Source organism: Bradyrhizobium huanghuaihaiense (assembly GCF_007830635.1).
GTDB lineage: Bacteria > Pseudomonadota > Alphaproteobacteria > Rhizobiales > Xanthobacteraceae > Bradyrhizobium > Bradyrhizobium huanghuaihaiense.
The window spans coordinates 265,881-278,464 of sequence record NZ_VLLA01000002.1 but is presented as its reverse complement, the minus strand read 5'-3'; the positions used below and the strand labels follow the sequence as shown (position 1 = coordinate 278,464).

Annotated in this window: 13 protein-coding genes; 7 read left to right on the top strand and 6 right to left on the bottom strand. The window is 65.8% G+C overall.

The window, feature by feature from the left end; all coding sequences use genetic code 11:
* Positions 1-33: 33 nt before the first annotated feature.
* Both IQ16_RS05300 and hpaR read right to left on the bottom strand, forming a co-directional pair.
* Entirely contained in the window at positions 34-810 is a 777-nt protein-coding gene (locus tag IQ16_RS05300; protein WP_026312828.1) for an HpcH/HpaI aldolase family protein, read from the bottom strand.
* 240 nt (positions 811-1,050) lie between these two features.
* On the bottom strand, positions 1,051-1,569 hold the full coding sequence (hpaR, locus tag IQ16_RS05295; protein ID WP_145831294.1) for a homoprotocatechuate degradation operon regulator HpaR: 519 nt from the start codon (positions 1,567-1,569) through the stop codon (positions 1,051-1,053).
* Between the two features lie 111 nt (positions 1,570-1,680).
* Here hpaR and hpaH point away from each other — a divergent pair, with 111 nt between their 5' ends.
* The 6 genes from hpaH (at position 1,681) to IQ16_RS05265 (ending at position 8,257) form a co-directional block, all read left to right on the top strand.
* Entirely contained in the window at positions 1,681-2,487 is an 807-nt protein-coding gene (hpaH, locus tag IQ16_RS05290; protein WP_018648044.1) for a 2-oxo-hept-4-ene-1,7-dioate hydratase, read from the top strand.
* Between the two features lie 31 nt (positions 2,488-2,518).
* Positions 2,519-2,917: a 5-carboxymethyl-2-hydroxymuconate Delta-isomerase gene (locus tag IQ16_RS05285; protein ID WP_018648045.1), complete on the top strand. Its 399-nt coding sequence runs from the start codon at positions 2,519-2,521 to the stop codon at positions 2,915-2,917.
* Positions 2,910-4,448 (top strand): 5-carboxymethyl-2-hydroxymuconate semialdehyde dehydrogenase, encoded by a 1,539-nt coding sequence (gene hpaE / locus IQ16_RS05280; protein ID WP_018648046.1) that lies wholly within the window; start codon positions 2,910-2,912, stop codon positions 4,446-4,448. Before IQ16_RS05285 ends, hpaE begins: the two co-directional genes overlap by 8 nt.
* A 119-nt stretch (positions 4,449-4,567) precedes the next feature.
* Positions 4,568-5,551 carry a 3,4-dihydroxyphenylacetate 2,3-dioxygenase gene (gene hpaD, locus IQ16_RS05275; protein WP_018648047.1) on the top strand — a complete coding sequence of 328 codons (984 nt, stop codon included), beginning with the start codon at positions 4,568-4,570 and terminating at the stop codon, positions 5,549-5,551.
* 185 nt (positions 5,552-5,736) lie between these two features.
* Complete coding sequence (locus IQ16_RS05270; RefSeq protein ID WP_018648049.1) at positions 5,737-6,606, top strand: fumarylacetoacetate hydrolase family protein; 870 nt, start codon at positions 5,737-5,739, stop codon at positions 6,604-6,606.
* A gap of 25 nt (positions 6,607-6,631) precedes the next feature.
* On the top strand, positions 6,632-8,257 hold the full coding sequence (locus IQ16_RS05265; RefSeq protein ID WP_018648050.1) for a thiamine pyrophosphate-dependent enzyme: 1,626 nt from the start codon (positions 6,632-6,634) through the stop codon (positions 8,255-8,257).
* A gap of 110 nt (positions 8,258-8,367) precedes the next feature.
* Here the strand turns inward: IQ16_RS05265 and alkB are convergent, their stop codons facing one another.
* From alkB to IQ16_RS05245, 4 genes are all read right to left on the bottom strand, one after another.
* A complete protein-coding gene (gene alkB / locus IQ16_RS05260; protein WP_018648051.1) occupies positions 8,368-9,021 on the bottom strand; it encodes a DNA oxidative demethylase AlkB in 654 nt (217 codons plus the stop codon).
* 9 nt (positions 9,022-9,030) lie between these two features.
* Positions 9,031-9,777, bottom strand: coding sequence for a 2OG-Fe(II) oxygenase (locus IQ16_RS05255; RefSeq protein WP_018648052.1), 747 nt, complete (start codon positions 9,775-9,777; stop codon positions 9,031-9,033).
* A gap of 171 nt (positions 9,778-9,948) precedes the next feature.
* Positions 9,949-10,635, bottom strand: a complete 687-nt coding sequence (locus tag IQ16_RS05250) for a DUF2848 domain-containing protein (protein ID WP_018648053.1) — start codon at positions 10,633-10,635, stop codon at positions 9,949-9,951.
* Entirely contained in the window at positions 10,628-11,977 is a 1,350-nt protein-coding gene (locus tag IQ16_RS05245) for an amidase (protein WP_018648054.1), read from the bottom strand. The genes IQ16_RS05250 and IQ16_RS05245 overlap by 8 nt, the downstream gene beginning before the upstream one ends.
* A gap of 192 nt (positions 11,978-12,169) precedes the next feature.
* On the opposite strand from IQ16_RS05245, the gene IQ16_RS05240 reads away from it, so the two are divergent.
* Positions 12,170-12,583 carry a Zn-ribbon domain-containing OB-fold protein gene (locus IQ16_RS05240; RefSeq protein WP_026312829.1) on the top strand — a complete coding sequence of 138 codons (414 nt, stop codon included), beginning with the start codon at positions 12,170-12,172 and terminating at the stop codon, positions 12,581-12,583.
* Position 12,584 lies beyond the last annotated feature (1 nt).

The window sequence follows — 12,584 nt, the reverse complement described above, 5'->3', positions numbered from 1 at the left end:
CTACGCACCGCATCGCGTCCGGGACACGAGAGCTTAGGCCTTGCCGGCCGAATCCTTGCGGGTCGCGTTGACCTGCATCTTGGCATAGGTCGTCATCAGGCCGACCTCGTTCGAGAGCGTCACCAGCTTGAAGCCCATGTTGATGGCGCGTGCCGCGCCTTCCGCGCCGCTGCAATGGATGCCGGGATTGAGGCCGCGCTTGCCGCATTCCTTGATGATCTTCTCGTAGATCGCAAGGATCTCGGGCTCACTGCGGTCGAGCTTGGGCTCGAGGCCGTAGGAGAAGCCGAGATCGGACGGCCCGATATAGACGCCGTCGATGCCTTCGACGTCGAGGATCGCTTCCATGTTCTCGACCGCGGTCCGGGTCTCCATCATCGGCAGCAGCACGATCTCGTCGTTGGCCGTCTTCTGGTAGGAGCCGGCGGTGCCGTACATGCCGGCGCGGATCGGGCCGTTGGAGCGCACGCCCTTCGGCGGATATTTCGCATAGGAGACGAGGTTCCGGGCTTCCTGCGGCGTGTTGACCATCGGGCAGATCACGCCATAGGCGCCGCCATCGAGCACCTTGCCGATGATGCCGGGCTCGTTCCAGGGCACGCGGACCATCGGGGTCACCGGGTGCTTGTCCATGGCCTGGAAACACTGCACCATCGAGAGATAGTCCTGCACGCCGTGCTGCATGTCGACCGTGACGCTGTCGAAGCCGCATTGCGCGACCATCTCGGCCGAGAAGCCGGAGGGAATAGCCAGCCACGCATTGACCACGGCCTTGCCCGACTTCCAGATCTCTTTGACTTTGTTCGCCACGTTGCCTTCCTTCTTTGTTGTTTGGACCGTCGTCACCATGACGAGCGCCGCGACAGGCGGCGCCGTTATTACCGCGAACCCGATCGCCGCGCTACGCTCGCGATGACGCAAGATGTCATCCGGCAAGGGGGCCTCATCCGTCCCGGCGCCGACTTTCGAGCGATCGGCTTGGGCGGCACTTTGAGCGAAAAAAAGCGGCCATGTCCACGACAGTTGCCGCGCGGGAGCGCATATCTGCTGTCACTCCTCGGCACTTGCCTCGTTGCCGGCGCCGAGGCCAGCGAGACTCTGTTCGAGCTCGCCCAGCATCTCCTGCAATTCGGCGAGCTTGCGGGCGCCGAAGCGGCTGGTGATCTCCGCGTAGATCGCCTCCGAGGTCGGTGCCACGGCGGCCATCAGCTTGACGCCCTCCTTCGAGATCGAGACCATGCTGCGGCGCTGGTCCGCCTTCGCCGTCTTGCGCTCGATCAGGTTGCGCGCCTCGAGATCGCGCAGGATGCGCGACAGGCTCGGGCCGAGCAGGAACGCGGTGCGCGCGAGTTCCGTGACCTCGGCGGCCTCGATGGACGCCAGCGCGCGCAGGATGCGCCATTGCTGCTCGGTGAGACCGTGCTCGCGCAGCGAGGGACGGAACTGCCGCATCACGGCCTCGCGCGCCCTGAGCAGCGACATCGGCAGCGAGCGCGAGAAGTCGCGCATCGGCACTTGCCGCGCGGCTGGCGCGCTTCCATTCGTGGGATCGGCCGGTCTCTTGGTCATGACGCCCTTTCAGACCGCAAAACGTTTGCAGTGCAGCAAACCCAGATTCTGTTTGACGCATTCACTTAACATGTTAAGTATCTCCCGGCACCACGATTTGTAAGAACACGAATGGCGCTTTCCAACGACGATATCCAGGCCTGCGCGAGGCGTCTGCACCAGGCGGAGAAGACCCGCACGCAGATCCGCCAGCTCTCGCAGGATTTCCCCAAGATCACCATCGCCGATGCCTACGCGATTCAGAAGGCCTGGGTCGACGTCAAGATCGCGGAGGGGCGCATCGTCAAGGGCCACAAGATCGGCCTGACCTCCAAGGCGATGCAGAGCGCGCTCAATATCGACGAGCCGGATTCCGGCGTGCTGCTCGACGACATGTTCTTCGCCGATGGTGGCCTCGTTCCAACCGAGCGCTTCATCGCGACGCGCGTCGAGGCCGAGCTCGCCTTCGTCATGAGCAAGCGGCTCGCCGGCCCCGACTGCACGTTGTTCGACGTGCTCAATGCCACCGACTTCGTGGTGCCGGCGCTGGAGATCTTGGATACGCGGATCGAACGCGTCGATTCCAGGACGAAAGCGACGCGAAAGATTTTCGACACCATCGCCGACAACGCGGCGAATGCCGGCATCGTGCTCGGGGGGCGGCCGATCCGTCCGCTCGATGCCGACCTGCGCTGGATCGGTGCGCTCTGTTTCAAGAACGGCCAGCTCGAGGAGACCGGCCTTGCCGCCGGCGTGCTCAATCATCCTGCAACCGCTGTGGCCTGGCTTGCGAACAAGATCGCGCCGCTTGGCCTCGCGCTGGAGCCCGGTCAGGTCGTGCTTGCCGGCTCCTTCATCCGTCCGATCGAGACCCGCAAGGGCGACACAATCCAGGCCGACTATGGCGCCTACGGCTCGGTGAGCTGCCACTTCGCTTAGACGAACAAAGAAGACAGGGAGTGAAACCGCGATGCCGCATTTCACGATCGAATATTCGGCCAATCTCGATGGCCGTCTCGACATCGACACTGTGTGCGAGGTCGTGCGCAAGGCGGCGGTGGAGACCGGCATCTTCCCGCTCGGCGGCATCCGTGTCCGCGCTGTCAGGTGCGAGCATTATGCGATCGCGGACGCGCGGCAGGATTACGGCTTTCTCGACATGGTGCTGCGCATCGGCGAGGGCCGCGACCTTCCCACCCGCCAGAAAGCCGGCGAGCACGTCTTCCAGGCACTCTCAAAACATCTCGATCCCGTCTTCGCCGTCAGCAAGTTCGCGTTGTCGTTCGACATGCAGATCAACGACAAGGATACCAGCTGGAAGCGCAACAACATCCACGACGCCCTGAAAGTGGAAGCCGCCCATGGATAAGCCCGCCCCGAAAGCCGATGTGTTCCAGGCCAACCGCGACCGCGTCGCGCCGCTGCTGAAAAAGCTGCGCGCGGACGGCATCGGCCACATGATCGACGGCAAGACCGTCGCCTCGATCTCCGGCGAGACCTTTGAGACCAAGTCGCCGGTCGATGGCGCAGTGCTCGCAACCGTTGCGCGCGGCAATGCCGAGGACATCGACGCGGCGGCCACCGCTGCCTCCCTCGCCTTCAAATCCTGGCGCGACATGGGGCCGGCGATGCGGCGCAAGCTGCTGCATCGCGTCGCGGATGCCATCGAGGACAATGCCGACGACATCGCCGTGCTCGAATGCATCGACACCGGACAGGCCTATCGCTTCATGGCCAAGGCCGCGATCCGCGCAGCCGAGAATTTCCGCTTCTTCGCCGACAAATGCGCCGAGGCGCGCGACGGCCTCAACACGCCGAGCGACGAGCACTGGAATATCTCGACGCGCGTGCCGATCGGCCCGGTCGGCGTGATCACGCCGTGGAACACGCCGTTCATGCTCTCGACCTGGAAGATCGCCCCGGCGCTGGCCGCCGGCTGCACCGTCGTGCACAAGCCGGCCGAATGGTCGCCGGTGACGGCGTCCATTCTGGCGAAGCTGGCCAAGGAAGCCGGCATTCCTGACGGCGTGCTCAACACCGTGCACGGTTTTGGCGAAGAGGCCGGCAAGGCTTTGACAGAGCATCCCGCCATCAAGGCGATCGGCTTCGTCGGCGAGAGCGCGACGGGCTCGGCGATCATGGTTCAGGGCGCACCGACCTTGAAGCGCGTGCATTTCGAGCTCGGCGGCAAGAACCCCGTGATCGTGTTCGACGATGCCGATCTCGACCGCGCGCTCGATGCCGTCGTGTTCATGATCTACTCGCTCAACGGCGAGCGCTGCACCTCATCCAGCCGCCTGCTGATCCAGCAGAGCATCGCGGACAAATTCGTGGAGAAGCTGGCCGCGCGCGTGAAGGCGCTGAAGGTCGGCCATCCCCTCGATCCCGCCACCGAGATCGGGCCGCTGATCCACGAACGGCACCTGGCAAAAGTCTGCTCCTATTTCGACGTCGCGCGCCAGGATGGCGCTGTGATTGCCGTCGGCGGCAAGGCCCATGACGGCCCGGGCGGCGGACACTATGTCGAGCCGACGCTGGTGACAGGCGCGCACGGCAAGATGCGCGTGGCGCAGGAGGAGGTGTTCGGCCCGTTCCTGACCGTGCTGCCGTTCAAGGACGAAAAGGACGCGGTCGAGATCGCCAACGACATCCGCTATGGCCTTACCGGCTATGTCTGGACCAACGACGTCGGCCGCGCCTTGCGCGTTGCCGATGCGCTGGAGGCCGGGATGATCTGGCTGAACTCGGAAAACGTCCGCCATCTGCCGACGCCGTTCGGCGGCATGAAGGCCTCCGGCATCGGCCGCGACGGCGGCGACTACTCGTTCGACTTCTACATGGAAACCAAGCACGTCTCGCTGGCGCGGGGCACGCACAAGATTCAGAAGCTGGGAATTTGATTGTCATTCCGGGGCGCGCGGAGCGCGAGCCCGGAATCCATATCCACCAGCCGGGGTTATGGATCCCGGGCCTGGCCCTTCGGGCCACCCCGGGATGACGAGCCAGAGGGGAAACGCCAATGCCCGTACCGCAACACGTCTTCGAGCCGCCGTTCAACATCATCCGTTCCAGCCACGTCGTGCTCGACGTCACCGATCTGAAGCTGAGCCGCGAGTTCTACGAGACCACCGTCGGCATGCATGTCGAGGATGCCGACGACAAGGTCGTGTACCTGCGCGCGGCGGAGGAGCACCAGCATCACTCGCTGGTGCTGCGGAAAGCCGCAGTGCCCGCCTGCGCCCGGCTCGGCTTCAAGGTCGGCAATGACAAAGATCTCGACAAGGCCGCCACGTTCCTCTCCGAGAACGGCCTCGCTTATGCCTTCGTCGACCAGGCCTTCCAGGCCCGCACACTTCAGTTCACCGATCCCTTCGGCTTCCAGATCGAGCTCTATGCGTCGATGGACCGGCGGCCGCATCTGCTCCGCCGCTACGACCTCTACCGGGGCTGCCATCCGCAGCGGCTCGACCATTTCAACGTCTTCGCCGCCGAGGTGCAGGACACCGTCGATTTCTACGCACGGCTCGGCTTCCGCCTTACCGAATATGCCGAGGAGGACGGGCCGAACGGCCGCATCGCCGCGGCCTGGATGCATCGCAAGGGCAACGTCCACGATTTCGCGATCACCAACGGCAAGGGCCCGCGGCTGCACCATTTCGCCTACTGGACGCCGACGGCGATGAACATCATCCATCTTTGCGACGTCATGGCCTCGCAGGGCTTCGTCAAGAACATCGAGCGCGGGCCGGGACGCCACGGCATCTCGAATGCGTTCTTCCTCTATGTCCGCGACCCTGACGGGCATCGGCTGGAGCTCTACACCAGCGACTATTTTACGGGCGATCACGACCACGAGCCGCTGCGCTGGTCGCTCCGCGATCCGCGCCGCCAGACGCTGTGGGGCGCGCCGGCGCCGCGCTCGTGGTTCGAGCAGGGTTCGCCGTTCAGCGGGCAAGCCGTGCGCGAGCCGAAGTTTGTCGCCGACGTGCTGGTGGCGGATTGATGCGGGTGGCCAGCCAAGCCGTCGTCCCGGCGAAGGCCGGGACCCATAACCACAGGGAGTGGTTTGGCGAAGACTGGTCGTTCGGGATTGTCATCGCGCGCTATCGAGAGATCACGCGGTATGGGTCCCGGCCCCCGTGCGCAATTGCGCACTAGGCCGGGACGACGAGAAATGAAGAGCAGCGAATGAAACTCCCTCGCCTCGCCACCTATTCCGTCAAGGGTGACATCAGCTACGGCGCCGTCCTCGAGGGCGGCATCGTCGATCTCTCCGCGCGCTACGCAAAGGACTATCCGACGCTGCGCGAGGTGATCGCCGCCGGCAAATTGGTGAGCTTCGCCGAGGAAGCTGCCGGCCGCGCGCCGGATCACGCACTCAGCGAGATCACTTGGCTGCCGCCGGTGCCCGCGCCGGAAAAGATCATCTGCATCGGCGTCAACTATCCCGACCGCAACGCCGAGTACAAGGACGGCCAGGACGCGCCGAAATATCCGAGCATGTTCATGCGGAGCCCACGCTCCTTCGTCGGCCATGACACGCCGCTGGTGCGCCCGCGCGCATCCGCCCAGCTCGACTATGAGGGCGAGATCGTGCTGGTGATCGGCAAGCAAGGCCGGCACATCGCCGAAAACGAAGCGCTCGGCCACATCGCCGCGTTGACGCTGTGCAACGAAGGCTCGGTCCGCGACTGGCTGCGCCACGCAAAATTCAACGTGACCCAGGGCAAGAATTTCGATTCCAGCGGCAGTCTGGGTCCGTGGCTCGTGCCCTACACGCGGGAAGCGCAGATCGCCGACATCCGGCTCACCACGGATGTCAACGGTGAGCTCAGGCAGGACGACCGCACCAGCCGGCTGATGTTTCCGTTCCGCTACCTCATCAGCTATATCTCGACCTTCGCGACGCTCATCCCCGGCGACGTCATCGTCACGGGCACGCCGACCGGCGCAGGTGCGCGGTTCGATCCGCCGCGCTATCTCAAGCCGGGCGATGTCATCGAGGTCGCGGCCGAGGGCATCGGCTCTTTACGCAACGGCGTCGTCGACGAAGCCTGACCAACAACCGAAGTGGAATGATGCAATGACCACCCTCACCGGCGGCGAAGCGATCGTAAGCGGGCTTGTCGCCCATGGCGTCGACACCGTGTTCGGCCTGCCCGGCGCGCAAATCTACGGCCTGTTCGACGCCTTCCACCAGGCGCAGCTCAAGGTGATCGGCGCGCGGCACGAGCAGGCCTGCGGCTACATGGCGTTCGGCTATGCACGCGCCAGCGGCCGGCCCGGCGTGTTCAGCGTGGTGCCCGGCCCCGGCGTGCTCAACGCCAGCGCGGCGCTGCTGACCGCCTATGGCTGCAACGAGCCGGTGCTGTGCGTCACCGGCCAGGTGCCGACGCAGTTCCTCGGCAAGGGCCGCGGCCATCTGCACGAGATGCCGGATCAGCTCGCGACCTTGCGCACCTATGTGAAATGGGCCGACCGCATCGAGACGCCCGGCAATGCGCCGACCACGGTGGCGCGCGCTTTCCAGGAGATGACCTCCGGCCGGCGCGGCCCCGCCTCGGTCGAGATGCCCTGGGACATTTTCACCCAGCGCGCGGACACGGCCGCGGCAAAGGTGCTGGAGCCGCTGCCCGCGCCGCTGCCCGATCCTGATATGATCAAGCAGGCGGCCGCGCTGATCAAGGCAAGCAAGGCGCCGATGATCTTCGTCGGCAGCGGCGCGATCGATGCATGCGAGGAGATCCTCGAGCTCGCCGAGATGATCGATGCGCCCGTGGTCGCCTTCCGCAGCGGCCGCGGCATCGTCTCCAATGCGCACGAGCTCGGGCTCACCATGGCCGCCGCCTACAAGCTGTGGCCGAACACCGATCTCATGATCGGCATCGGCACGCGGCTGGAGCTGCCGACCATGTCACGCTGGCCGTATCAGCCCGCCGGCCTGAAGAGCATCCGCATCGACATCGATCCGGTCGAGATGCGGCGGTTCTCGTCCGACACCGCGATCGTCGCCGATGCCAAGGCCGCGACCGCCGATCTCGCCGCCGCCGTCAGCAAGGTGGATTACAGCAAGACCGCCGGCCGCCGCGGCGCGATCCGCGAGGCCACCGCGCGCGCGCAAGCCGAAATCCAGCGCGTCCAGCCGCAGATGGCCTATCTGAACATCCTGCGCGAGGTGCTGCCGGCGAATGCGATCGTGACCGATGAATTGTCGCAGGTCGGTTTCGCCTCCTGGTACGGCTTTCCGATCTACCAGCCGCGCACCTTCATCACGTCGGGCTACCAGGGCACGCTCGGCTCGGGTTTCCCGACCGCGCTTGGCGCCAAGGTCGCGAACCCGGACAAGCCGGTGGTGGCGATCACCGGCGACGGCGGCTTCATGTTCGGTGTGCAGGAGCTCGCCACCGCCGTGCAGTTCAACATCGGCGTGGTGACGCTGGTGTTCAACAACAACGCCTACGGCAATGTCCGCCGCGACCAGCGCGAGCGCTTCGACGGCCGCGTGGTGGCGTCGGACCTCGTCAATCCGGATTTCGTCAAGCTCGCGGAGTCCTTTGGCGTGGCGGCGGCGCGTGTGACGGCGCCGGAGCAGTTCAAGGCGGCGATGGAGAAGGCGCTCGGCCATGGGGGGCCGTATCTGATCTCGGTCGAGGTGACCAGGGATTCGGAAGTCAGTCCGTGGGCGTTCATTCACCCGCCGAAGCCGTGATTTTGTCATTCCGGGGCGCGCGAAAGCGCGAGCCCGGAATCCATAACCACGATCGGGAGTATGGATTCCGGGCCTGCGCCTTACGGCGCATCCCGGAATGACGCGAAGCGTCACCGCGTCCTGCGAAACGTCAGATTGATCCGCTTCCGTCCCAGCAGCGCGTGCTCGCCCTCGGCGAGCGGCGCGACGCCGTGATAGGCGAGCCTGCTGGCCCCTCCCCAGACCACGACATCACCATGGACAAGGCGAAAACGGCGCGGCTTGTCGGCGCGCGCAAGGCCGCCGAACAGGAAGGTCGCGGGCAGGCCGAGCGAGACCGAGACGATCGGGGCGGAAAAATCCAGCTCGTCCTTGTCCTGATGCAGCGACAGTCGCGTGCCGGGCTCGTAGCGGTTGACGAGGCAGGCATCGGGCGAAAAACCGGCAAAACCGCCCTGCTCCGCCGCGCGGCGGGCGAGATCGCAAAACACCGGCGGCATCGCCGGCCACGGCGCCTCGGTGCGCGGATCGATCGGATCATAGCGATAGCCGGTGTGGTCGGTGATCCAGCCGCGCTCGCCGCAATTGGTCATGGCCACAGACATCTGATAGCCGCCGGGTGTGGTCATGCGCCGGAACGGCGACTGCGCCACGATCGCGCGCACCGCTTCGATCAGTTCGCTCTCGATCGGCTTGACGAAACCGCGCAGCAGCACGGCGCCGTCCGCGATCTCCTCGCGCGACGGCTGCGCCTCGGCGACCGTGTCGAACAGATCACCCGTCAATCGCGACACTCATTTGGCATCGTGGAAAATCACACCCAGCGTGTGGCGCTGACCAGAGCGAATCCGGCTGACGCCGTGGCGAAGATTAACGCGGTAAGTGCCGCGTGTCCCCTGCACCGGGCGGTGATGCACGGCAAAGGCGACCGCGTCGCCCTGCGCCAGCGGCACCACCTCGGCGCGCGACTGCATGCGCGGGCGCTGCTCGGTCAGCACGAACTCGCCGCCGGTGAAATCACGTCCGGGCTCGGAGAGCAGGATCGCGACCTGGAGCGGGAACACGTGCTCGCCATAGAGGTCCTGGTGCAGGCAGTTGTAGTCGCCTGCCTCGTATTGCAACAGCAGCGGCGTCGGCCGCGGCTGTCCCGCCTCGTGACAGCGCTTCAGGAATGCCGCATGCGCGGTGGGATAGCTTATGTCGATCCCCATCGCCTCGTTCCAGCGATTGGCGACGGCTTGAAGATGCGCGTAGAGCGCCGGGCGGAGCTGCGCAATCAGATCGGGCAGCGGATAGGAGAAGTACTTGTACTCGCCGCGGCCAAAGCCGTGGCGGCCCATGACGATCCGGCTGCGGAAGTGCGCATCGTCCGGGTAGAGCGCGGCGATGGCGCGGCATTGGTCGGGCGTCAGCAGGCTCTTCAGGACGGCGCAGCCCTGGGTGTCGAGCTCGGCGGTGATCTGCGGCCAGTCGAGAGTGTCGACGTGGGCGGCGAGGTCCGCTCCAGAGCTGGGGGCGGCAATACGTTTGGCAACGGCCATGGCAATCATCCTATCCACATCCGTCATTCCGGGGCGCGACGAAGTCGCGAGCCCGGAATCCATAACCACCATCGCGAGTATGGATTCCGGGCTCGCGCCCAAGAGGCGCGCCCCGGAATGACGGACATGGGTGTCGCAGATGGCGGCCGCCACAACCACCCGATTTCCGACCTACCCCCTCACCGGCAACGTCACCACGTCATAGCCGTGCCTGATCGTCCGCTTCAGCACCGGGTCTTCCAGCTCGAAGTCGAAGCGCTCCGCCGGGCGGATGCCGCCCTTGGCCGCAAACGTGCCGCCGAACATGGCGCAGCCGTCCGGGAACTTGCCACCGTCAAAGCCGCGCGCGATCAGGTCAGTAACCGGCAGCATCGCATCTAGCGCGCCCTCCTGGTAGAGCACGCGCTCGCCCTTGATGGTGGCGTAGGAGCGCAGGATCATCCTGTCCCAGTGGCCGATGACCTCCTCGAGCTCCCACAGCGTCGAGGCGATCGGCTTGTCGCACATCTGCTTGGACACCGTGACGTTATAGGCCTCGACCTTGCGGTCGGTGTGGTCGGAGCCGCAGCCGACGAAGATGCGGCCTTGCCAGCCGATCAGCACGAACTCGACCTCGCCCGAGGAATCGCCGCCCGTGCATTCGATGCTGTCTTCCTGGGTCAGCCGCCGCGCCGAGGCGCGGTAATAGATCGGGGTCGAGGCCGGTGGGGCGATGCCCATCTCCTGCAGCTCGGCGATGTGCTTGTCGCGCGCGACGGGATCGCGGCCGGTCCAGCCGGCGATGACCATATGGTCGATCGCCAGCGTCAGCGGCGTGGTGGTGTCCTGGGCGTCGACTGTAAAGGTGAGATCAAACACGAATGACGGCCTCCATGCCGGCAGCAAGTTCAAAGATACGACGGTCCGAGCCGCCCGCGCCCGCCAGCATCAGGCCGACCGGGACGTCGCCCGCGCGATGTGCGGGCAGCGAGATGGCGCAGCCGTCGATCATGTTGATGAGGGTGCAGTTGCGCAGCGCGCGCAGGTTCTGGGTGGTGAACGCCTTGTCGTCGGCAAGGTCCGCGATCTTCGGCGGGGTGTTGGCCGTGGTCGGCAGCACCAGGGCGTCATAGGGCGCGATGCGCGCGTTGACGCGGGCGATCAGCGAGCGCCGCTCGTTGAGCAGATCGATGTAGTCGGCCGCGCTCTGCGCCTCGCCGCGCATGATGCGGACGAACACGCGGGGGTCGTAGACGTCGCCCTTGGCCGCGATGAGATAGCGGTGCCAGGCATAGCTCTCGGAGGCGGCAAAGCCGCCCTTGGCGTTCATCGGGCCGATATCGTGGAATTCGGACATCTCGATCCGCTCGATGATGGCGCCATGGTCGGCGAGCACCCTCAGCGCCCGCTCGAAGGTCTCGGAGACCTCCGCGTCGAGATCATCGAGCGCGATCGTGGTCGGCACCGCGAGCCGCATGCCCTTCACGGGGCGTGGCTTCAGCGCTTTGACCGGCTCGCTCGCGAGCACGGCATCGAGTATGGCACAGCAGCTGACCGATCGCGCCAGCGGCCCGATGCTGTCGAGCGAGAAGGACAGCGGCACCGCGCCGTCCAGCGGCACGCGGCGCTGCGTCGGCTTGTAGCCGACGATGCCGTTATAGGCCGCCGGGATGCGGCAGGAGCCGCCGGTGTCGGTGCCGAGCGCACCATGCGCCATGCCGTCGAGCACGGAGACCGCGGCGCCCGAGGAGGAGCCGCCGGGCACATGGCCAGCGGCCCGGTTCCAGGCGCCCTTCGGCGTGCCGTAATGCGGATTGATGCCGATGCCGGAATAGGCGAACTCGGTCATGTTGGTGCGCCCGATCAGCACGAAGCCGGCGTTGCGCAGACGCGCGACCGCCGCCGCATCGTGCTCCGCCGGATCTGAATCGTCGAGCGCGCGGGAGCCGGCGCGCGTCGTCTGCCCCTTGATGTCGAAGAGATCCTTGATCGAGATGGGGATGCCGGCATAGGGAGACGGCGCCGCCTTGACCTTGCGCAGGGCATCCATGGCGTCGGCGGTCGTCAGCGCCGCGTCCTTATCGACATGGATGAAGGCGCGCTGCCCCTCGCCGGCGGGATCGGCGATCCTGGCGATGCACGCTTCGACCAGCTTGCGGGAGGTGGTGCGGCCGCTTTCGAGGTCGTCGGCGAGCTTCGCCAGTGTCGGAAAATCGGGCATGTCTGTCTCACGGAATATTGGCGCGCGCAATCTATAGCGCTGGCTCAGTCCGACACAAGCATTGTGCGCATGATGGCATGCATGCGCATTGCTGGACCGTTGACGCACGATGGTCGATTGTCGCATCAAGATCGAAACGGCGGGCGCGAAGCCTGCCCCTTGTCAAAAGAAGTCCTGGGAGGGCGTTCCGAGATGGCCGAACCGCAGCACGCGCGACCGAAACCGACGCCGGAGACCCAGCATTTCTGGGACGGCGCCAAGGCCGGCGAACTGCGCCTGCAGCGCTGCGACGCCTGCGCGCATGTCTATTTTCCGCCGCGCCCGTTCTGCCCATCCTGCGCCTCGCGCAAGGTCTCGGTGTTCAAGGCGAGCGGCAAGGGCTTTCTCTACAGCTATGTGATCAACCACCGCCCGGCCGCGCCCGGCTTCACGCCGCCTTACGCGATCGCGGTGGTCGAGCTCGCCGAGGGCCCGCGGATGATGAGCAACATCATCGACTGCCCGCAGACGCCGGAGGCGCTCGAGCTCGACATGAAGCTCGAGGTCGCTTTCGAGGCACTCGACGACAAGATCACCCTTCCCGTGTTCCGTCCGGCGAAGGGATAAG

Coding starts and splice junctions, on each gene's coding strand:
- hpaR (WP_145831294.1), bottom strand. CDS start 1,569: ATGACCAAGAGACCGGCCGATCCCACGAATGGAAGCGCGCCAGCCGCG.
- hpaH (WP_018648044.1), top strand. CDS start 1,681: ATGGCGCTTTCCAACGACGATATCCAGGCCTGCGCGAGGCGTCTGCAC.
- IQ16_RS05285 (WP_018648045.1), top strand. CDS start 2,519: ATGCCGCATTTCACGATCGAATATTCGGCCAATCTCGATGGCCGTCTC.
- hpaE (WP_018648046.1), top strand. CDS start 2,910: ATGGATAAGCCCGCCCCGAAAGCCGATGTGTTCCAGGCCAACCGCGAC.
- hpaD (WP_018648047.1), top strand. CDS start 4,568: ATGCCCGTACCGCAACACGTCTTCGAGCCGCCGTTCAACATCATCCGT.
- IQ16_RS05270 (WP_018648049.1), top strand. CDS start 5,737: ATGAAACTCCCTCGCCTCGCCACCTATTCCGTCAAGGGTGACATCAGC.
- IQ16_RS05265 (WP_018648050.1), top strand. CDS start 6,632: ATGACCACCCTCACCGGCGGCGAAGCGATCGTAAGCGGGCTTGTCGCC.
- IQ16_RS05255 (WP_018648052.1), bottom strand. CDS start 9,777: ATGGCCGTTGCCAAACGTATTGCCGCCCCCAGCTCTGGAGCGGACCTC.
- IQ16_RS05245 (WP_018648054.1), bottom strand. CDS start 11,977: ATGCCCGATTTTCCGACACTGGCGAAGCTCGCCGACGACCTCGAAAGC.
- IQ16_RS05240 (WP_026312829.1), top strand. CDS start 12,170: ATGGCCGAACCGCAGCACGCGCGACCGAAACCGACGCCGGAGACCCAG.